Source organism: Chitinophaga filiformis (genome assembly GCF_023100805.1).
Lineage (GTDB): Bacteria > Bacteroidota > Bacteroidia > Chitinophagales > Chitinophagaceae > Chitinophaga > Chitinophaga filiformis_B.
The window spans coordinates 5,147,757-5,170,619 of record NZ_CP095855.1 but is presented as its reverse complement, the minus strand read 5'-3'; the positions used below and the strand labels follow the sequence as shown (position 1 = coordinate 5,170,619).

Sequence of the window (22,863 nt, the reverse complement as noted above, 5' to 3'; positions counted from 1 at the left end):
ATTTTGGAACGTTCGTTTCAGAATGTATCTTTGTCCTCGTTATGGCCAGAGATAAAGAATTTATTCCTGAAGAAAAGATCGCAAAAGCACTGGATGTGTTCTGGGAGAAGGGCTACAATGCCACTTCCATGCAGGACCTGGTGGATGCCATGCAGATCAACAGGAGTAGTTTGTATAACTCTTTTGGCGACAAACATAACCTCTTCCTGGAATGCCTGAGAACATACGGATACCTCGCAGCACAGGATTATGAATCAGTTTTAAAACTGAAGGACCTGACACCCCTGCAAACGATGGAAAGGATCATTGATGTTTACGTGACGGGTACAATCTACGATTGTAAGTGCTGTATGGGCATGAAGTCCTCCTTCGAACTGGCCGGCGACGATGAAGAAGTTCGCCGCATTATTAAACAGACAAGTGATAGAACGATCGGCCTTTTTACCGATCTACTAAGCAGGGCAAAAGAACAGGGGGAAATTGCTCATGATAAGAATCCTTCGGTGCTTGCTCATATTATCTTTAACGGCTTCTGTGGCTGGAAACAATCATTTATTCAGTTTAAAGATGCTGACCTGATAAAAGAAATGGCAGCCTATACGAAAAAACATTTGAGAAATTGAGTTGCATTTGAAGATTTTTTTTGTGTAATTTTGGAACGCTCATTTCAGAAACAGCTGCTACCGATGTATAGCATCTTTAAATATAATAAATGAGAATGCCAACCCTTAACAGGGTCGTTTCGTACAGGTGATGATCTGACCATCTCGCCTTAATCGCTCGCTTTACCTTCAACAACTACAAACTGTGATCATTGCTCTCTGAGCATCGATTACGGCCTTGCATTGCATTTACTGTTCAGTACCGATTTGCATATTATTATGCGAACCGGGGATCTCTTTGTCAATTACACACAATCAATAGAACATGAAAAAAGACGTATTAATTTGGAGCTTGCTCGTAGGACTAATCCTGTCAGGATTATACAGCTGTAAGTCTTCGTCTGCCCATAATGAAGCCCCTACCGCTGTGCCGGCGGAAGTTGTGACGATTGGTGCCGCAGACGCCAACACGCAGAACGATTATACAGCATCACTGGAAGGAAAGGTAAACGTAGAGATCCGTTCACAGGTAGACGGTTACCTGGAGAAAGTATATGTAGATGAAGGCGCTTACGTAAAGGCAGGTCAGCCATTATTTAAAATAGACGACCACCGTTACCGTGAGCAGCTGAACAATGCAAAAGCTTCCCTGCACGCAGCCGAAGCAGCCGTACTCAATGCACAGCTGGAGGTAGACAAAGTAACGCCGCTCGTAGCCAACAAAGTAGTATCTGATATACAGCTGCGCACTGCTAAAACGGCGTATGAAGTGGCCACCGCCAACGTTGAACAGGCGAAAGCACTGGTAGCTGCCGCATCTATCAACCTCGGTTATACGAATATTACCGCTCCTGTAAGCGGATATATCGGCAGGATCCCTAAAAAGGCCGGCGCACTCATTTCTCTCAACGATCCTGAGCCGCTGACCAAACTTTCAGACGTACACGAGATCTATGCATACTTCTCCCTGAGTGAAAGCGATTTCTTCACTTTTAAAGATAACTATGCCGGTACTACGCTGGAAGAAAAACTGAGAAATCTGCCGCCTGCAGAACTGGTACTGGCCGATAATCATATCTATGAAAAGAAAGGTAAAGTAGATATGATCGACGGACAGTTCGAAAAGAATACCGGCGCTATCACCTTAAGGGCCGTTTTCCCTAACGAAAAAGGCACTATCCGTACAGGCAATACCGGTAAAGTAAGACTGCAGCGTCAGTTTAAAGAGGCGCTCCTGGTACCACAGGCAGCTACTATCGAAGTACAGGACAGGGTGTTTGTATACACCGTTGGTAAAGACAACAAGATCACCCGCCAGGCCATCACCATTATAGGCACTAGTGGTAATCAGTACCTGGTAAAAGACGGCGTGAAAGCCGGTGACGTAATCGTAATAACTGGAGTGGACCGTCTGAAAGAAGGTACAGAAATCAAACCGGAAAAGGCAAAACCGGTAGCAAAAGGATGATCTGATCCTGGTATGCTGCTTGTCTTTCTCCTAAAATAAATACACATGCTTAAGAAATTCATTGAAAGACCCGTTCTCGCAACGGTGATCTCTATCATAATGGTTATACTCGGGGTGCTCGGTCTCGCGAAGCTGCCCTTGCAGAAGTTCCCGGACATTGCCCCTCCGGCAGTGCAGGTAACAGCATTATACCCGGGCGCCAACGCAGAAACGATCCTGCGTTCGGTAGCGCCTTCACTGGAGGAATCGATCAACGGGGTGGAGAACATGATATACATGACATCCACTGCGAGTAACGACGGTTCACTGGTGATCACCGTATTCTTTAAACTCGGTACAGACCCCGACCAGGCGGCTGTGAACGTACAGAACAGGGTGGCCCAGGCTACCGCACAGTTGCCTGCCGAAGTGGTACAGGCAGGTGTGACCACCGCTAAACAGCAGAATAGCTTGCTGATGGTGGTAGACATGTACTCAGAAGATCCTAAGGTATACGACCAGACATTCCTGGCCAACTATGCACAGATCAACATCATCCCTGAGATCAAAAGGATTCCCGGTGTAGGACAGTCCATCATCTTCGGTGGTAACAAAGACTACTCCATGAGGATCTGGCTGAATCCTAAACAGATGGCTGCCTACAACCTCACTCCGAGAGATGTAACGGCTGCTATACAGGATAAAAGCCTCGAAGCTGCTCCCGGTAAATTTGGTGAAAGCAGCACGGAATCTTTCGAATACGTTATAAAATATAAAGGTAAGCTGACCAAACCCGAAGACTATGAGAACATCGTGATCAGGTCCAACGGCGACGGTTCTATGCTGCGCCTGAAAGATGTGGCCAGGGTTGAATTTGGCGCTTACACCTACGGTAACTATACCCGCGTAAATGGCAAGCCCGGTATCAACATCGCCGCTTTCCAGCTGGCAGGTTCCAACTCCAACGAGATCCAGATCTCCATCATGAAACTGATGGATAAACTGTCAAAGGATTTCCCGAAAGGAGTAAAACACCTGATCCTCTACAATACCAAGGATACACTTGACCTGTCTATTGAACAGGTGAAACATACGCTCATTGAAGCATTTATCCTGGTATTCATTGTGGTATTCATTTTCCTGCAGGATTTCCGCTCTACGCTGATCCCGGCTATTGCCGTGCCTGTGGCCATCATCGGTACCTTCTTCTTTATCTCCCTGCTGGGCTTCTCTATCAACCTGCTGACACTTTTCGCCCTGGTACTCGCCATCGGTATCGTAGTGGACGACGCCATCGTCGTCGTCGAAGCGGTACACTCGAAAATGGAGAAGAAACATATGGGACCAAGAGAAGCGACTGTATCCGCTATGAGCGAGATCAGCGGCGCCATCGTGTCCATTACACTCGTAATGTCAGCCGTGTTCCTGCCCGTAGGTTTCATGGAAGGTTCTACCGGCGTGTTCTACCGTCAGTTCGCCTTCACACTGGCGATCGCGATCGTGATCTCTGCCGTGAACGCCCTGACATTGAGCCCTGCACTGGCGGCATTGTTCCTGAAAGAAGTACATCATCATGGTGATCCGCACGACAAAAACCATAAACTGACCTTCAAAGAGAAATTCTTTGCAGGCTTTAACACCGGCTTTGATCGTCTGACAGGTAAATATGTTGACAGTCTTCGCTTCCTGATCCGTCACAAATGGGTGAGCATTGTGGGACTTGTAATAGTGATCGTTTCTACCGTTTACCTGGTAAGAAAAACGCCTACAGGCTTCATTCCTTCTGAAGACCAGGGTTTCATCGCTATCTCCATGTCTATGCAGCCAGGCGCGTCCCTCGACAGGACCACCGCTGTGATCAAGCAGGTGGAATCAGTACTGGGCGATCTGCCATCTAAAAGAACCCTGATGGGATTGTCTGGTTTCAACATCCTGACCTCCGCTTCCAGCCCTAACGCCGGTGTGGCATTCATCCTGCTGAAAGATGCGAAGGAAAGGGGACCGGTGAAAGACATCAACGCCATCATGGACCAGGTAAGAGGAAAACTCGCTACCATCCAGGACGCAAGTTTCTTCGTGTTCACATTCCCAACTGTGCCCGGTTTCAGTAACGTAGATGCATTGGATATGGTGCTGCAGGACAAAACTTCAGGAAAACTGGACAAATTCGCCGGTGTAGCTTATGGCTTTATCGGGGAGTTGATGAAACGTCCCGAAATAGCATTTGCATTCACCACTTTCAGAGCTGATTATCCGCAGTATGAAATTGAAGTAGATGCGGAAAAAGCAGAGCAGCTGAGCGTGAATGTAAAAGACATCCTGACCACAATGGGCGCTTACTTCGGTAGTACACAGGCGGCAGATTTCAACCGTTTCGGTAAATACTACAGGGTAATGCTGCAGGCTGAAAAAGACGAACGTGCTGCGCCAACATCTATGGACGGTATCTTCGTGAAGAACAGGCTGAATGAAATGGTGCCCGTGAAATCACTGGTGAACTTAAAACGTGTATTCGGCCCGGAAAATACTTCCCGCTATAACCTGTTTAACTCTATCAGTCTGAACGTGATCTCCAAACCGGGCTTCAGTTCCGGTGACGCGATCAAGGCAGTAGAAGAAGTAGCAGCCAGTTACCTGCCTACCGGTTATTCTTATGAATTCTCCGGTATGACAAGGGAAGAGATCTCTTCCAGCGGACAATCAGTGATCATCTTCTCACTCTGTCTGTTGTTCGTATACTTCCTGCTGGCAGCACAATATGAAAGCTATATCCTGCCACTGGCGGTGATCCTGTCCATTCCTACCGGTATCCTCGGCGTATTCCTGTCTATCCGTTACACTGATATCTCCAACAATATCTATGTACAGGTAGCCCTGGTAATGTTGATCGGGTTGCTGGCCAAGAACGCCATCCTGATCGTAGAATATGCCAGCCAGAGAAGACGTGCGGGTAAGAACCTGGTGTTTGCAGCTATTGAAGCAGCAAGGCTGAGGTTACGTCCTATCCTCATGACCTCATTGGCATTCGTGGTAGGTCTGATACCAATGATGAGCGACAACGGTCCTTCTGCTATCGGTAACCACTCTATCAGTATTGGTGCAGCAGGAGGTATGGTGAGCGGAGTAGTACTGGGATTGTTCGTGATTCCTGTGTTGTTTGTGATATTCCAGTTCCTCCAGGAGAAGATCACCGGCAAATCACCTGCCGTTGTTAACAATGAAAAGGCGAAAGCCGTTAAACCGGAATTAGTATGAGAGCACAGATAAATAAGTATTTTTTAATAGGGTTAATAGGAGCAGGATTCTTGGAGGCATGTAAAGTGTCCAAAGATACACCTACCCCGCAGCCGGAACTGCCTGCTGCTTTCAGGAATGGTGTTCAGACAACGGATACAGCCAGCATCGCAAGTCTTCCCTGGGAGAACTTCTTTGCGGACGCTACCCTGAAAAGCCTGATAGACAACGCTATTCGTAAGAATTATGATATGCAGATCGCCCTGCTGAATATCGAAACTGCAAAGCTGCAGTTAAGACAGGCGAAACTGCTCAATGTACCTTCCGCCACACTGAATGTGACGGCAGGTACCACCAGGCCTTCCGACAATAGTCTGAACGGTATCAGCCTCAGTAACTTCCTGGGCACACAACACCTGGAAGATTATAACGCTAACCTGCAGTTTTCATGGGAAGCAGATATCTGGGGTAAGATCCGTAACCAGAAGAAGTCGGCTTTAGCCGCGTACCTGCAAACCGAAGAGTCGAAGAAACTGTTGCAGACAGACCTCGTGAGCACCGTTTCAAAGGCCTACTACAACCTGCTGATGCTGGATGAACAGATGGAAGTAGCGCAGCGTAATCTTAAACTGAACGACAGCACCCTGCGGATTATCCGCCTGCAGTATGACGCCGGACAGGTAACGCTGGTGGCTGTACAACAGGCCGAAGCGCAACAGCTTACAGCCGCACAGCTTATTCCGCAGATAGAGCAGAATATGGCGGTACAGGAAAACGCACTCCGCATCCTCTCAGGAGAATTGCCTGCAGCAATAGAAAGGCATACCAGGCTGAATGAATATCCGCTGACCGACAAACTGTCTACCGGTATTCCTTCTGATATGCTGAGCCGCAGGCCGGACGTAAGAAGCAGCGAGCTGGCCCTGACAATGGCCAATGCCAAAGTAGGCGTAACCAAAGCCAGGATGTATCCTTCCCTGACCATTACAGCCCAGGGAGGTATCAACGCGGTGAAGTTCAGCGAGTGGTTCCAGATCCCTTCATCCCTCTTCGGACTGGCAACAGCAGGTATTACACAGCCCCTGTTTGCCCGTAAGGAGCTGAAAACACAGTTTGAAGTGGCGAAGATCGAAAGAGAACAATCCGTGATCCGCTTCAGACAGAATGTGCTGGATGCAGTAGGAGAGGTGTCTGATGCCCTGGTGAAGATCGAAAAACTGAAATCGCAATATGATATTGCGTCCAATAAAGTGCAGGCATTACAACAGGCGGTACACAATGCCAATCAGCTGTTCGAGAGCGGCAGGGCTACCTACCTGGAAGTGATTGTGGCACAAAGCAACGTATTACAAAGTGAGCTGGAGATCAGCAATCTCAAAAGAGATCAGCTGTATGCAGTGGTAGATCTTTACCGTTCCCTCGGGGGCGGTTGGCGATAAATATACATTACTTGTATATTCGGGAAAACGTCACATTTTTGTGGCGTTTTTCTGTTTATACAAGTTCGCTTATCATCAATGAAGATGTCCAACATCCTTTTCAATGCACTCAAGCATCATCGTGCGTACATCCACCGGGAACTGGGGAAGATGACACCAGACACTCTTCCCGGCCGGTTGAAAGTGCTGGGCAATTCTCAAATGGATATTTACTATGGCGACCTCGATATCCCAGCCCTTTTTGAAGAGGTCACGGCTAAGGTGCAGGAGGCCGGCATCACTGATGAAGCAGCTTACCTCGAATGGCTGAAGGCAAACGGTGGATACGTGGAGATCGTCCTGTCTGATACTTCCCGCTGGGTGCTTTTACCGGGTAATGAGCCGGGAAAATATATCCATCTTCATCCCGCACGGTATTCCCCTCATAGCATGCGGGTAAAAGCCACCGTACTCAAGACCGCCCTGGCCTGCCTGCTTGCACACCCTGATGGCGCCTTACCCGGCCTGAGTAGCCTCAATCAGATCAGGAAAAACATACTGGGTCTTTCACCGGTGAAAGACCTGGATAGTTGTGAGCACCTGTGGGAGGTAATGAGGATGTTGATGGCCGATTGAGATTCAACTTACTATACGGAATACAAGCGCGTTGTTAGCCTCTTTGAGAAATTGTAACGATGTAGATGGCTGATTGAATATCGATATAACCACCAGTAGATGCAGATAATCAGGACCATCCGTCGAAAGTAATGAGTATGCGGAAGCTGATTGAGCATCAATATAACCACCTGTAGATGCAGATAATCAGAACCTTCCGTCGAAAATAATGAGTATGCGGAAAGCTGATTGAATATCGATATAACCACCAGTAGATGCAGATAATCAGGACCATCCGTCGAAAGTAATTGAGTATGCGGAAAGTTGATTGAATATCGATATAACCACCAGTAGATGCAGATAATCAGGACCATCCGTCGAAAGTAATTGAGTATGCGGAAAGTTGATTGAATATCGATATAACCACCAGTAGATGAAGATAATCAGAACCTTCCGTCGAAAGTAATGAGTATGCAGGAAGCCGATTGAAGATCAATACATTAACCTGCCAATAGAAATTATTCCCCGCTGTATAGAATATATTAATATTTTTATGTTTTATAAAATCCCTGTATCCCCTTTACCGGACAATACACTATGACGCAATTTATTAATCCAGTCGAGATCCTTCACCTGGCTGCCACAGACCTCACCACCATTGACGACACCCTTGTAAAAAGGGGCAGAAAGGCCGTACTCGCGGAAATAGAGCTCTCAGATGATGGCTTTTTTGATTACCATGGACAACAACTGACCCGGGCCGACTGTGAACGTGCGATCGATGAATTGGAACAGCGCGATAAGCTGGAGTTTTATCATTTCATCGCCAATCATGCTGCGCTGAGCAAATTCCTCCTGCAGGGTGATGAAGGCTTCTTTACTGCTTTCCGCCATGAGAGCATCTACAAACTGCCTGATTTTGTACGCTTTATAAGCCCTTATTTCGCCGCTGCTTACGACAGCATGTTATGGAAAGCCTGGCAGCGGAACGATGGCTCATTCAGTCAATTGACGGCGATTGATCCTGTTATAGTACCAGATGATACGGAAGCATCTTACAAGACCCTGCGAAATGCCCTTGTCAGGCAGGTGGAAGACGTGCTGGCACTAACGGAAGAAGTAAAGGACACAAAGAAAGAAATTGATATCAACGCGGTTGTGGAACGTGCAAAGATATTGATGGACAAAGAGCGTTTAAACACACTGCCTCCCTATTTCCAGGAGCTACGCAATAAGATGGCGATTGCCCTGCGGAACTTCTCGGTAGAGATCAATAACACGAGAGCCAATCTGCCTGTCGCCAAACAATTGCACCAGGATATACTATTGCTGAAGATCGATGGCGTAGCAAAGGAGACAATTGTAAAAGATTACGAAGTACTATTGAATATTGAGCAGGATATCAAAGCAGCAAACGGAGATGATCCGGTGGTGAACCAATACCTGGAGCTTATCAGGCTATTGTCCCAGATCGTGGAAGCAGCTGCTAATCCGCAGACGAATGTAGTAGGTGTGAAGATCTGGGTCGACAAACACATTGATATTGCTGCTATCAGCGCATTGGAGGGGAAGTACAAGTCGATCAAATATCGCCTGGCTATTAAACTGAGCACATTGGGAGGCAATATCTGGAAGCATCACCGGAATAAGGATGCAGCGATGAGCTATATAGAAATGGCAGAACGTATCCAGGGACTGGAAGCGGAAACACTGGAACTGTTGTCTCAGGCGAAGTTTCAGATCTTCAATGAAGACAGGGCACCTGTTGTAGATGGGCACGATACTGACGATGCTAATGCGAAGAGATCAAGAGAGATAGGTTACATTGCCCTGGCTGTAATCGTATTTATGATATTGATCAAAGCCTGTTCCTGACGGGGTGTTTGTCACAAGTAAAAGAATATTCTCTTTAAGTGTGGTTGCCCGGGGACTTAACAGGCTTGTTGCGCGTATCAGTACCTTGTTCAATCCTGTCAGCTTGATCTGTTCCTGCTTGTTGGGCATGTCTCACATAAACAATTAAACAATGACCGATCCTATCAAAGTAACAAAGTCATACCTGGATATCCTGAACCAGGTGTTTGAGATAGAAAAGAAGTTATCCGCCCTGCAGGAACCTAATTCCATCCAGCGAAATGTGAATAAACTGAAAGAGATCATGGAACAGGGGCTGGGCATACAAGGCAGCAATGATACAACAGGATTTGTTTATCATAACCCTATCGGGGAAGACTACAACATTACCCGCACAGACTGTGAAGCCAGCATAGCAGGTGAAAGCACCGGGAACTTACAGATCACGGAAGTAATAAAGCCCATCATCCGTCTTCACAGCGGCGGCGCCAGTTTCATTGTACAAAAGGGAGTAGTTGTCGTAAAAGCTAAAAACAACCAGTAATGGAGCAAATGATCAATTTCGGTATAGACCTCGGCACGACCAATTCAGCTATTGCGAAATTTGCTGATGGCAAAGTACAGCTATTTCATCATCCCGCGGATCCGGGTAGCTATACACTGCCTTCTGTGGTCGCTTTTCACGACAACAGGATCATTGCCGGAAAGAAGGCAAAAGAGTGGCTGGAGAAAGATCCGCAAAGCGTAATAGGCCGCTTTAAACGGAAAATGGGCACTTCAGAAAGCTACAATATCAAAAGTATAGGAGGTACTAAAACGCCTGTTGAACTATCGGCCATTATCCTGAAGGAACTGCGTACATTCCTGCCTCAGTGGGACTATCCCGAGGCAGGGGTGATCACCATACCTGCGTCTTTCGATACCATACAGGCCAATGCCACCAAAGAGGCGGCTTCCCTGGCCGGCTTCCGGCAGGTGCTGCTCCTGCAGGAGCCTATTGCTGCCAGCCTGGCCTATGCGAATATGAAGAAAGAAACCAGTCTGCCGGACGGCCAATGGCTGGTCTACGATCTCGGCGGCGGTACATTCGATGTGGCCCTCATACGTGTGAAGGAAGGGGAGATGAAGGTGATGGACCATGAAGGCGACAACTTCCTGGGCGGTACTGATTTCGACAACCTTATCGTAGAAAAATTACTGATCCCCGCCATTACCGAACGGTATCAGTTCCGGGAGCTGGAACAGGAAATGAAGAGCGCAAAAGGGAAGTACAATGCGAAATACTTTATACTGCTGCAACAGGCAGAAGAAGCAAAGATCGTATTGTCTTCCAAAACCAGCGCTATGATCGTTATTGACGGCCTGACGGACGAGAACAATACAGCGGTGGATTTTGAATATACCATCACGCGCGCTGCTTTCAATGAATTGATCGGCCCTTACGTGGATGATACGATCCGTATGGTACAGCAGATCATCACACGGAACCGGCTGGCTGCAAAAGACCTCCGGTTTGTGTTGATGGTGGGAGGCTCTACTTTCATTCCGTATGTTCGCCAGCGGGTAGAAGAAGTATTACAGGTTGCTGTGAATTGTGAGATAGACCCTATCACGGCAGTGGCCGTGGGTGCTGCATACTATGCTTCGGGTAAACCGAATCTCCTCTCAGGTTCGGAAGCCCCGGTCAATAGCCCTGTTACCATCAAGGTGACGTACCCTAAAATGTCCCGCGAGAAGGAAGAGCTCTTCCTGGCGAAAATCAGCGGCGATACTTCCCAGCTCTCTTACAGGATCACGCGGGAGGACGGGGGCTTCGATACGGGCGTTAAGAAGCTGTCTGAGCGTATCAGCGAATACCTGCCCCTTGTGCAGCATGTCTACAATTTTTTCAGGCTCACCATCTATGACGAGGAGAATAAAATAATTGATACCGGTACGGGGATCATTGGTATTGACAGTGGTTACGGCATCAGCGGACAACCAATTCCGGAAGACATCTGCCTGGAAATAGACGATGATGACCATCCAGGTGAAACAAAGCTGCTGCAGGTGTTTCAGAAAAATAACGTGCTCCCTTCCCGTAAAGGCATGACGCGCGTACTGAACAAAACCATCTCAGCCGGCAATGGAGAGCGCATCCGGATCAATGTGCTGGAAGGCCCGCATTATGCCCTGCCGGAAGCTAACAAAAGCCTTGGCTACCTTGAAATAGCGGGCGATAAACTGCAAAGGGAAGTACTGAAAGGCTCCGATATAGAGCTGACCTTTAACATCTCAGAATCCAGGGACCTTACCGTTACCGCTTATCTCCAGATGGCGGACCAGGAGTTTAAACAGACTTTCACGCCACAGGAAAGGCATACACCTGTAGATGTCCTGAAAATGGATATCGGCATCCTGGCCCGTAAACTGGAGAATGAAATATTCGAAACGAACCAGCAGGAGAATTATGCTGTCAGCAAACAGCTGGCAGACCTGAAGAAGGATATGGATAACATCAAAGAAGCAGCGGGAGTACTCGCCGATGATGATGTGACCGACAAACGTTATCAGCTGGAAGACAGGAAACGGAAACTGGCCCAGGCAATGGACCTGGCTACCAAAGAAAAGCGGCTGAACGAGGTGAGGGCTTATTACTTCAGGATAAAGGCAGCCTGTCATCAGCGTTTGACCGCCGGCGGAAAGGAGCAGGACCAGCAGTATTTCTACGAGATCATTAAAGATGAAGAGTTATTCCTGGCCTCACCCAGTCCCACCAGGACCATGGAAAAGTCGGATGCCCTGCGTAACCTGCTGATGGCGATGTTATGGAGGGAACCGGAGTTCCTGGTGAATACTTTCAAAGAGCTGGTATCCAGACGGCGGGCTGTCAGTGATGACGCCGTGCTCAAAGATATGGAAGTGAATGGCCGTTTATCCATCCAGACAAAAGACTGGGCTAAGCTGACGCAGGTGAACCATGAGCTGATAGCGGGAATGCCGAAGGAAGCGGCGCAGGAAGTGATCAGGAAGGTGGGTTTTTAAGCGGAAGAATTATAATGTTAATCAGTAAATATTAACCGTACTTATGGACGTTTTTGAGTTATCCCGTGGCTGGAAGATCGCCATGTACATTATGTTGGGACTTTTTTTTGCAGTGTTTGTATCACTGGCAATATTTTGTTTTATAGATCCTTCTCTCAAAAGAGTTATGGTCTTCATGCTGCCATTCTCCCTGGTGGCGATTTTTTTCATTGTCTGTGGTTTTCTGCAAATTGATGAAAAGGTCATCGTTGATAATTACAGTATCAGGAAGGAGTCCAGGCTCGTTAACAGGGAGATCCTGTTGAACGATGTAAAAGGATATAGGATTGATAAGAATTATGTACGTATCCTTCCTCATGAAGGAAGAGGAAAAAAAATATTGGCTTCTACATATCTCAGTGGTATAAATCATTTAAAAGCCCTGCTGGCCCAACGTTATCCGGATCTGGATGTAGAAGAAACACAGGAGGTATATGATGAGGCAATACGGCAAACGGGCGGGCAGGACGCGCAAAAGCTCATGAAACAGGCAAAAACAGAAGTATATACACTTACGGGTATTACAGTTGCCTTAGGTGTGCTTACTTTCCTATATCTGGACTGGTACTTCCTGGCATTATTCTGCTGTGTACCATTGTCCTTATTGTTATTACTTCGCCATAAAGGACTGGTACAACTGGATACCAGCAAAGAGAGCCCTTTGCCCTCTATTTTCTTAATACCCTTCATTGCAGTGTTTGTGCCGATAATGCGTAGTTTTCATATGCATATCCTGCAGTACAGTAAGGTCTGGCCGCTGGCAATCGGTATAGCGGTGGCATTGACAGTCATGTTATGGCTTTGTAGCGCCTATCTGAACAAAAAAAGAGGGCAGTATATTGTAAGTGCGATTTTCATGTCTTTGATCTTTTTCGGCAATGGCTATGGGCTGGTGGTAATGTCAAATGCTTTCTTTGACAAAAAAGGGTATGAATACTATGAAACCACTGTAACGGATAAGCATATCAGCAAAGGAAAGTCAACAACCTATTATCTGACACTGGAGCCCTGGGCCCACCAAGCCGGGGAGGAACGTGAATCAGTGGACCGTAGCTTGTATGAAGAAGTTGGTATAAATGACAAGGTGGGCGTCTACTATTATGAAGGCGCATTTCATATACCCTGGTACCAGGTAGGAAGGGCCCAATAGGCAGTTCTTGTTTATCGGGCCCCGGGGCTACCGTATTGCAAACTGGCTGTGGCATATATGCCCTCCCAAAGTAAGATTGCATTTAACGAAAGCGCGTCATTGGCAGCCGTTCTTCCGGCGGGTGTCAATGATGTACTGGATCTTCCATCCTTCAGCTAACCTTACAAGCTGAAATGAATTAACGCCGCAATGCAGTAACTGCTGCTGGAAATAGAATTGATAGGGCGTCCAGGCAATGGCCAGATCGCCGTCTACTTTTACAACATCAAAGGTGATGCGTTCATCTGCTGCGTCCTTCGGCAACTGTCCGATGCTGGAAGCAAAGCCGCTGATGGCTTCTGTACGTACACTGACAACACCCTGCTTATCTTTTACAACAGTCTGCAGTACAGCGCCGGGAGCGAAGCATTTCATCAACGCGACGCTATCTGCGTGCATCATGGCAGTAAAAAGGCTGTTAACGGCCGCTTTTACAGAGTCGGCAGTGGTCTGGGCCTTAGCGGTCCCAAAGGAAATAGAAAGGATAAAAAACAGGGTCAGACAGGTAAAGCGTTGCATTTTTTTCCTGAATTTACGAATTACCGTCATTGTAACATCACGTTTAGTGATGAGCGCGGGTTGTCAAATTTTTCGTCCTTTTGCATTGTGGCCGCATATATTCAGAGATGGTGTGGCCACCCACATTATTTCTTCACTGCTTTTGCACTGTTACCATCCCATATAAACACTTCACGATTGGTGGTTGTCTTCACCACTTTTTCGCCGTCCTCTCCAAACTCTTCATCCTTAGTCACTTTTATGATCTTTCCTGCCTGTCCGCCGGGTTCTTTCGGAAACAATAACACTTCATCGTGGCTGATAGCGCCTGCATCAAACATGTTGGATTTTTGAGGCAGGGGGAGGAACTTAGTGCCTGTCCAGCCGTAATAGTAATAGTCGGTAGGTATGCCACAGGCTTCGCCGCTGAAGCATAAACGCAGGATGGCTGTTAACTTGTCAAGTCCCATATTCCCCAGCAGCTTTCCCTCGGCAGAGATGGCGAACTGTCCTCCGGTAACGATGAGCTCTTTCTTATCAAGCAGATGACGACTGGCCCCCAGTGCCTTCATCACCACAACATATTTAGGATCATCTTCTTTGGTAGCTCCAGGGATCACTTTTTCAATGCCGTACATCAGTTGTACGCTGTCTTTTTTATATTGCCCCAGGGCTGCCAGTCCCAGCCAGAGATACCCTTCCTTTTGTTTACCGCCCGCTTTGTAACGTACCTGCCACCAGGGCGTTGTCATGCCTCTCAGGGTCAGCTCGGTCTCAGTCAGTTTAGCCGCTATAACGGTATTGCCGGCCACAAGGGAATCCATAACAGGGGCCTGCGGTGAAGGGGATTGCCTGATATATGCTTTGTCGGAAAAGATGGTAATGGTATCGCCTTGTTGCACTCTCCATAGGTTATATTCAACATTACCGCTTAATTGTGCCGCAGCCGGGGTGGCTGCCAGCAGCAGCAGGGATAGTAAAAATCGTTTCATAGGTATATTTTCGTATGCAAAGATATTCAAATACAGCGAACTGAGCTAGCCGGAAGAAAATGCGGCACGATGTAGATCTCCCCGGCTTCCGCAGGTATACCGGTTCCGGGGAAAGTGTATCGAAATCATAAGCGGCTCATTTTCAGTCAATTTGGACTATTGGTTTCATTCATCACCGTAAAGCATATAACATAGATAGCGTTCCGACAGCGATTCGCTTCATCTTCGGTCAGACACCGCTCAGTGTCTTATACCATTATGATACTATAACGTTATCTAAAGGTCACCTCAATATCGATTAGATATTGAAGTGACCTTAAAGTGACTTTTTGATGACCTTATGGAGACATTATAGTATAGGTAAAAGAGCGGTACTCAAGCGGATTAAGAGCGGAAGAACTGACTTTCGCCTAATTATTGATAATTTGCATCCAAATTGAATGATTTGGGTGCTTCTGTTTTCCTGATTACACCGCCTTTCACTCAGCTGAATACGCCTTACCCGGCTACAGCTTACCTGAAAGGCTTTTTAAATACTAAAGGAATTACCTCTTTCCAGTCTGACCTCGGTATAGAGGTAACCCTGGCCCTGTTCTGCAAACAGGGGCTGCAGGAATTGTTTAACCTGATCAATAGTCAGGCGGCGGCGCATTCAGATAATATTACCCGTATTATAGCCCTGCAGGAAGATTACATTGAGACCATCGACGATGTCATCCTTTTTCTCCAGGGAAAGAATCCCACACTGGCCCATCGCATCTGCAAGCGGGACTTCCTGCCCGAAGCCAGCCGTTTTGCGCAGCTGGAAGACCTGGACTGGGCGTTCGGCTCCATGGGTACGCAGGATAAAGCCAAACACCTGGCTACCATGTACCTGGAAGACCTGTCTGACCTGATCATGGAATGTGTGGATGAACATTTCGGGTTCAGTCGTTATGCTGAGAAGCTGGGACGTTCCGCCAACAGCTTCGATGAGTTGTACGCCGCTTTACAGGCAGACTACACCTTCATAGACCGTAAACTCATAGATATCCTGGAAAAGCACATGGCGGCAGTTCAGCCTAAACTGGTGGCAATATCGGTGCCTTTCCCGGGTAACTTATACGCCTCTCTCCGCTGCGGACAATGGATCAAAGCCAATTATCCGGATGTGAAGATCGCGATGGGAGGAGGCTTTGCCAATACAGAACTGCGTTCCGTTTCCGATCCACGTGTGTTCGAATTCTACGACTTTATTGCCCTGGACGACGGGGAAGCACCGCTGGAGAACCTGGTGGCCCACGTAGAAGGCCGGAAGGCCTTGAACGAGCTGAAACGCACCTTTACCATCGTTGACGACAAGGTGACTTACCTGAACGACAAGGCCTGCGGTGATTACAAACAAAGCCAGGTAGGTACGCCCGATTACAGCGATTTCCTGCTGGATAGCTATATCTCGGCTATTGAAGTGGTGAATCCTATGCACCGCATGTGGAGCGATGGACGATGGAACAAACTGACCATGGCCCATGGCTGCTATTGGGGTAAATGTACCTTCTGCGATATTTCCCTGGACTACATTCGCCTGTATGAGCCGATCGCTGCCCAGCTCTTGTGCGACCGTATGGAAGAGATCATCGCGCAGACGGGCCAGAATGGTTTTCACTTCGTGGACGAAGCGGCGCCTCCCGCGTTGATGCGGGCCCTGGCACTGGAGATCCTGAAAAGGAGACTGAACGTCAGCTGGTGGACGAATGTGCGCTTTGAGAAGAGCTTTACCCGCGACCTCTGCCTGCTGCTGAAAGCGTCGGGTTGTATCGCTGTTTCCGGCGGACTGGAAGTGGCGTCCGACAGGCTGCTGGCCCTGATACAAAAAGGGATCACCGTAGCCCAGGTAGCACAGGTGAACCGTAACTTCACAGAGGCGGGCATCATGGTCCATGCTTACCTGATGTACGGGTTCCCGACCCAGACAGCCCAGGAAACCATCGATTCCCTGGAAATGGTACGCCAGATGTTCAAAACCGGGATCCTGCAGTCGGCCTTCTGGCACCAGTTTACCATGACGGCCCACAGCCCCGTAGGGCAGCACCCGGAAATGTTCAGTGTGCGGAAGGAATCGGAGGAAATCGGCACGTTTGCCAATAATGACATCGTACATATCGATGAAACAGGAGCGGAGCATGAACTTTTCGCCTATGGACTGAAAAAGTCCCTGCTGAACTATATGCATGGCATCTGCCTGGACGATCCTTTACAGAAATGGTTCGAATTCAAGGTGCCCAAAACGAAAATACCACCCGATTATATAGAAAAGGCGTTGCTGGAAGACCAGTATGCACCCGCCAAACCAACGGCCAAAATAGTATGGCTGGGTAAAACGCCGGGCGTACAAACCATTACCAAAACCAAGAAAGGCAGTTCCTGGGAAGTGAGCTCCCTGACCTTCCAGAACAGGAAGGAGAAAGCCAATATCAGCGTGAGCAAAGAGGAGGGGATCTGGCTGGCAGATATGCTGGAGAAGCTGTCTGTCCGTAACCAGAAGACCTATACCCTGAAAGACGTCATGGATAGCTACACGGCTGCCGGACTGGAAGATTTTGAGCTGTTCTGGGACAATAAACCGGTAAATTCACTGTACAAATTCGGATTATTGAAATTGTGAATGAAGCATTTTAACAGGGGAAGACAATTCGCTGCCCTGTACCTGCTGCTGTTAATAGCAGTGCTGACAGGGACGTCCGCCTATGCACAGGAGGCGGTGCAGATAGACAGCACGTTACGGGAGCATATTTTCACCTACAATGAGATCGAATACCTGGAAGATCTGCCCGGTACCCTGACCTTTGACCAGGTCAGGAGCGACAGTATTGCCGCACGCTTCCGTCCCAGCCCCGTCAGCACTCCCCAGAATCAGCACCTCGGCGCGCCCGTATGGTTCCGCATAAAGATAAAACATGATCCCGCAGCACACCGGTTCTACCTGCTGGAATTCTTCGACCAGACCATTGATGATATAGATGCCTGGCTGCCCGATACTGCCGGCGTATACCACCAGGAGCGGATAGGCGATAAGTATCCCTTTGCACAGCGCTGGTTCCATCATAAGAACTTTGAGCTGTCGCTGGATAATGACCGGCAGGACGAAGCCGTTTACTATTTCCGGATCAGTTCCGCCCAGACGGCAGACGTGATCATTGTGTTACGTTCCATCGACCGATTTGTATCTTATGCCCTGAGTGAATACCTCACTTTCGGTATCTTTTATGGCATGATCTTCATTTTCAGCTTCTACAACCTGATCATGTTCATTGCCATGCGGCAGCGGCAATACCTGTACTATGTGCTTTATAACCTCAGCGTGGTGCTTTATGAGATGTGTACAGACGGTATTGCCTATCAATGGTTATGGCCAGACGCTCCCACCTGGAACCAGTACGCTTTTGCCTGGCCCTTGCTCAGTATGAGCATTTTCGCCCTCTTATTCACCCGTAGCCTGCTGGCGGTACATGTCAGGGCGCCCTTCCTGAACAAGCTGATCATGGGGGTGATTGTGGCCCGCTGCGCTTATTTCCTGGCCTGCCTGCTCATTAATCCCTACTGGTTCAATTATAAGTTCATAGAACTGATCCCTCTGGCGGTAGCTTTCTATACTGGTCTCCATGTATGGCTGAGAGGATACCGGCCCGCCCGTTTCTTTGTGCTCGGATACAGTTTCCTGTTTGTCGGCTTCATGCTGAAATTCTTCATTATGCTGGGCTATACCTGGCTGAATTTCGGCATTGTCAGCTACTACAGCCTGAGTTTCTGTTTCATCCTGGAGATGTTCTTCCTCTCATTCGCCGTGGGCGATAAAGTACGGCTCCTGAAGAAAAAAAGGGATAAGGCGCACCGCCAGATGATCCGGCAGATGACGGAGAATGCCCGCCTGAAAGACAATCAGAACCGGGAACTGGAAGCCCAGGTACAGGCACGCACGCGGCAGTTGTCAGAACAGGCAGATGTTATTGCCGCCCAGAATGAGGTACTGACAAAGACGAATGCCCTGCTGGAAGCCCAGGCGGCGGAGATCTCGCGTATGAATGCACTGCTGGAACAGGACAACCGCCAGTTGCAGACCAACGTAGAGAAGGTGACCAGGGCCAGAGCCTTATCGACCTCCCTCGACTTTGAAGAATTCAGCAAGATATATCCCGATAAGGAAAGCTGCCTGCGTTTCCTGGCAGACCTGAAATGGACGGCCAGCTATCACTGCCGGAAATGCGGTAACGAGCATTATTATCCTGGTCATCAGCCTTTTAGTCGCCGGTGCAGTAAATGCAGCTACGAAGAATCGGCTACGGCCTATACCATCTACCAGAATATCCGTATCCCGATCAATAAGGCCTTTTACCTGACCTTCCTGGTTTACTCCACCAAGGGCAGGATATCCTCGCATAAACTGTCAGAGATCCTCGATATCAGGCAGAGTACCTGCTGGTCCTACGCAAGCCGTATCACCAAAATGATGGAAGAAAGGAAGAAAGAATTGAAGCAGGCTAATGGGCAGGGATGGAGTTTGCTGGTTTTAGATGAAAGAGAAGAGGCCTGAAATGAAAGAAAGTGAAGTTTTTTTGAAAGGTATTGAAGCGTATCAACGCACTTATATAATATATCCGTTATAACTGGGCAATTCCCTTCATAATCAAGTCTTACCGACTGTTAATACCCAGGGTATCAAAGCGTATCAATTTCTTTATAATAGTCTATAAATCAGTTATTTGTGTAAATATTTTCCATTGTCATTTCTGAAACTCCCCCTATCTTTACAATATGAAACCTGGCAAGCAGCAAATGAAAGCCTGGTTATTGTTATGAAATGGAAAGTACACGTTACAGGAAGGTATGAAAGAAGCTAAGGGGCTTTAATGTGACCGACCCATTTCCCGCTTATTGAACTTAAATCGAAATCTAAGAACTGATACGAGGAATTATCCTTATCCACAAACTAAAGTACCGACACATTATGAAAAAAAGGGGAACATTCCTGACAGCATTGCTGTTGGCATTGTGGAGTTTTGCCATGGCGCAGCAAGACATCACAGTAAAGGGACACATACAGGACAAGCAGGGTAACTCTCTTCCCGGCGTTTCCATCAAAATTAAAGGCACTGCAAGAGGTACGGCGAGCCAGCCGGACGGCAACTTCACTATTCAGGCAGCAGCCGACGCTGTGCTGGAGCTTTCCTATGTAGGGTATAATACCCAGGAAGTGCCGGTGAACGGCCGCACACAGATAGCTATCACCCTGGAAGACACCAAAACAGACCTGAATGAAGTAGTGGTGATTGGTTATGGTACCCAGAAAAAAAGAGACGTGACTACCGCCGTGGTGAGTGTCAATACGAAAGACATCAGCGAGCGGCCCATCACCCAGACAGCTGCTGCCCTGCAGGGTAAGGCTGCCGGTGTACAGGTAACCCAGCCTTCCGGTAAGCCGGGCGCCGCCTTTTCTGTAAGGGTACGCGGCGCTACTTCCGTACAGGCAGGCAACGAGCCCCTGTATGTAATAGACGGGGTGCCCACCACCGATACCAGGGATCTCAATACTAACGATATTGCAACCATCACTGTATTGAAAGATGCCTCCAGCGCCGCTATTTATGGCGCAAGGGCTTCTAATGGCGTGGTGCTGATCACGACCAAAAGAGGTCGTTCCGGGGATGCGGTGATCAATTTCAATACCTACTATGGCATATCTAAGATCGGTAAGAAGATCGACGTACTGAATCCGACACAGTACAATGACCTGATGAAGGAAATGGGATTCGCAGTAACGACGCCAACCACCACTACTAACTGGCTGGACGAGGTGTTCCAGACAGGGCATAACCAGAACTACCAGTTATCGGCTTCCGGCGGTAGCGAGAAATCGCAGTACTTTATTTCCGGCGCCTATACCAAAGACGACGGTATGGTAAAACCGGCCAGGTACAATCGCCGTGTTTTCAGGGCCAACCTTGACAACCAGCTGAAACCATGGATGAAACTGACCACCAACATCAGTTATTCCAATGTAGACCTGAAAGACCTCAAGGATAACGACAATGCCGGCCGTAACGCCGCCATCCTTGGCGCGCTCAATGCACCGCCGATCATTGGTATCTATGAAACAGATGCAGATGGTCACCGCCGTTATACCATGAACCCATATAAATCCGGTTGGGATAATCCGCTGGCCGCCATCGAAGGGCCTACACAGGGCACGAAAGACAACCGTGTATTGGGTAATGCAGCGCTGGATATCAACTTCACCAAAGACCTGAAATTCAGGAGCAATTATGGGGTGGATTACACAAATCATAAATACGATTACTACCTCGATTACATCATGACCACTCCGGGTCGTAATGATCATGGTTATGCCACTTCCCAGCGGTACAATACCCTGACGACACTGTGGGAAAATACCCTTAACTACGATAAGAGCTGGAAGAAACATACGATCTCCGCATTGGGTGGTGTTACAACGCAGAAGAACAATTACGACGAAACCAATCAGACAGGTCGTGACTTCCCTGCGGATCCTACTGTAAAAACACTGAACGCGGCCAACCAGATCACCGGCGATACCAAGGAATCCCAGTGGTTCCTGATGTCTTACCTGGGCCGTGTTATGTATAACTATGACAGCAGGTACCTGCTTACTGTCAACTTCCGTGCGGATGGTTCATCCAAGCTGGATAAGCGGCATAAATGGGGGTACTTTCCCTCCGTATCCGCCGGTTGGCGCATCTCTGCCGAGCCTTTCATGAAAGACGTAACAGCGGTCAGCGATCTGAAACTGAGAGCCGGTTGGGGAAAGAACGGTAACGTGGAAGGACTGAGCCCATATGCGTCCCTGGGACTGAATTCATTCGCCCGTCAGACGCCTACCAGCCCATTGTCCGGCCCTGGTATCACGCCTCCGGATGGCGCACCGAACCCGGATCTGAAATGGGAAACTACTACCCAGACAAACGTAGGTATAGACCTGAGCCTCTTTGACTCAAGACTGACCTTCTCTGCGGACGCGTATATCAAGAAGACAGACGACCTGCTGCTGAATGTACCGCTTCCCTCTAATTCAGGATATAAATATATTAGCCGTAACTCCGGAAAACTGGAGAACAAAGGCCTGGAGTTCCTGCTATCTTCTGTGAACGTGGACAAGAAGGACTTCCGCTGGACCACCGATTTCAATATTGCCTTTAACCGTAACCGTATCACAGCGCTTGAGCTGTCGGACGTTTACTATTATGCCAGCGTGGAAAACAGGGATAATATTATCACGCTGAGAAAGGGATTGCCATTGGGTACTTTCTATGGATATATCTCTGAAGGTGTAGATCCTAAAACGGGCAACATCATCTACAAAGATGTAAACGGAGACGATAAGGTAACACCGACCGACCGTACCGTGATTGGTAATGCGCAGCCGGATTTTACCTATGGCATGAACAATAACCTGAGCTATAAGAACTGGTCATTCTCCTTCCTGCTGCAGGGCTCACAGGGTAATGATGTGTTCAATGCATCCCGTATGGAAACGGAAGGTATGTACGACAGCAAGAACCAGTCAACCGAAGTACTACGCCGCTGGACCACGCCCGGCCAGGTAACCGACATTCCACGCGCTACCAATGGAGATGTGACCAATTCCCGTACCTCTTCCCGTTTCGTGGAGAATGGCTCTTTCCTGCGTATGAAGAGCGCCACCTTATCTTACAACCTGCCGCAGAGCGCATTGTCTGCCATGCACCTGAGCAGGCTGATGATATATGCCACCGCGCAGAACCTCTTTACGATCACCAGCTACAAAGGATTTGATCCGGAAGTGAACGCTTTTGCCAGCAATGCTGCCAATGGTGTGACATTGGGAATCGACTACGGAACCTATCCTGTAGCGAGAACATTTATCCTTGGTTTAAACCTGTCATTCTAAACGTTTGAG

At 48.2% G+C, this 22,863-nt stretch carries 14 protein-coding genes; 12 read left to right on the top strand and 2 right to left on the bottom strand.

Annotation, left to right across the window (positions count from 1 at the left end):
- Positions 1 to 41: 41 nt before the first annotated feature.
- From MYF79_RS20005 to MYF79_RS19965, 9 genes are all read left to right on the top strand, one after another.
- A complete protein-coding gene (locus MYF79_RS20005; RefSeq protein ID WP_247809422.1) occupies positions 42 to 623 on the top strand; it encodes a TetR/AcrR family transcriptional regulator in 582 nt (193 codons plus the stop codon).
- A 304-nt stretch (positions 624 to 927) separates the two neighbouring features.
- A complete protein-coding gene (locus MYF79_RS20000; protein WP_247809421.1) occupies positions 928 to 2,070 on the top strand; it encodes an efflux RND transporter periplasmic adaptor subunit in 1,143 nt (380 codons plus the stop codon).
- A 45-nt stretch (positions 2,071 to 2,115) separates the two neighbouring features.
- A complete protein-coding gene (locus tag MYF79_RS19995) occupies positions 2,116 to 5,304 on the top strand; it encodes an efflux RND transporter permease subunit (RefSeq protein WP_247809420.1) in 3,189 nt (1,062 codons plus the stop codon).
- Positions 5,301 to 6,722, top strand: coding sequence for an efflux transporter outer membrane subunit (locus tag MYF79_RS19990; protein WP_247809413.1), 1,422 nt, complete (start codon positions 5,301 to 5,303; stop codon positions 6,720 to 6,722). Before MYF79_RS19995 ends, MYF79_RS19990 begins: the two co-directional genes overlap by 4 nt.
- 84 nt (positions 6,723 to 6,806) lie before the next feature.
- Complete coding sequence (locus MYF79_RS19985) at positions 6,807 to 7,337, top strand: hypothetical protein (protein WP_247809412.1); 531 nt, start codon at positions 6,807 to 6,809, stop codon at positions 7,335 to 7,337.
- Between the two features lie 576 nt (positions 7,338 to 7,913).
- On the top strand, positions 7,914 to 9,191 hold the full coding sequence (locus MYF79_RS19980) for a hypothetical protein (protein ID WP_247809411.1): 1,278 nt from the start codon (positions 7,914 to 7,916) through the stop codon (positions 9,189 to 9,191).
- Positions 9,192 to 9,342: 151 nt separating this feature from the next.
- The gene (locus MYF79_RS19975; RefSeq protein ID WP_247809409.1) at positions 9,343 to 9,714 is read left to right on the top strand and encodes a hypothetical protein; all 372 of its coding nucleotides are present in this window, start codon (positions 9,343 to 9,345) and stop codon (positions 9,712 to 9,714) included.
- Positions 9,714 to 12,194 (top strand): Hsp70 family protein, encoded by a 2,481-nt coding sequence (locus tag MYF79_RS19970; RefSeq protein ID WP_247809408.1) that lies wholly within the window; start codon positions 9,714 to 9,716, stop codon positions 12,192 to 12,194. The genes MYF79_RS19975 and MYF79_RS19970 overlap by 1 nt, the downstream gene beginning before the upstream one ends.
- A 43-nt stretch (positions 12,195 to 12,237) precedes the next feature.
- On the top strand, positions 12,238 to 13,383 hold the full coding sequence (locus tag MYF79_RS19965; RefSeq protein ID WP_247809406.1) for a hypothetical protein: 1,146 nt from the start codon (positions 12,238 to 12,240) through the stop codon (positions 13,381 to 13,383).
- A 96-nt stretch (positions 13,384 to 13,479) separates the two neighbouring features.
- Here the strand turns inward: MYF79_RS19965 and MYF79_RS19960 are convergent, their stop codons facing one another.
- Both MYF79_RS19960 and MYF79_RS19955 read right to left on the bottom strand, forming a co-directional pair.
- Positions 13,480 to 13,971: a nuclear transport factor 2 family protein gene (locus MYF79_RS19960; RefSeq protein ID WP_247809404.1), complete on the bottom strand. Its 492-nt coding sequence runs from the start codon at positions 13,969 to 13,971 to the stop codon at positions 13,480 to 13,482.
- A 95-nt stretch (positions 13,972 to 14,066) separates the two neighbouring features.
- A complete protein-coding gene (locus MYF79_RS19955; protein WP_247809403.1) occupies positions 14,067 to 14,912 on the bottom strand; it encodes a hypothetical protein in 846 nt (281 codons plus the stop codon).
- Positions 14,913 to 15,357: 445 nt separating this feature from the next.
- On the opposite strand from MYF79_RS19955, the gene MYF79_RS19950 reads away from it, so the two are divergent.
- From MYF79_RS19950 to MYF79_RS19940, 3 genes are all read left to right on the top strand, one after another.
- Positions 15,358 to 17,556: a B12-binding domain-containing radical SAM protein gene (locus MYF79_RS19950; RefSeq protein WP_247809402.1), complete on the top strand. Its 2,199-nt coding sequence runs from the start codon at positions 15,358 to 15,360 to the stop codon at positions 17,554 to 17,556.
- Positions 17,557 to 19,482: a 7TM diverse intracellular signaling domain-containing protein gene (locus MYF79_RS19945; RefSeq protein ID WP_247809400.1), complete on the top strand. Its 1,926-nt coding sequence runs from the start codon at positions 17,557 to 17,559 to the stop codon at positions 19,480 to 19,482.
- 414 nt (positions 19,483 to 19,896) lie between these two features.
- Positions 19,897 to 22,854, top strand: coding sequence for a SusC/RagA family TonB-linked outer membrane protein (locus MYF79_RS19940; protein ID WP_247809399.1), 2,958 nt, complete (start codon positions 19,897 to 19,899; stop codon positions 22,852 to 22,854).
- Positions 22,855 to 22,863: the final 9 nt, after the last annotated feature.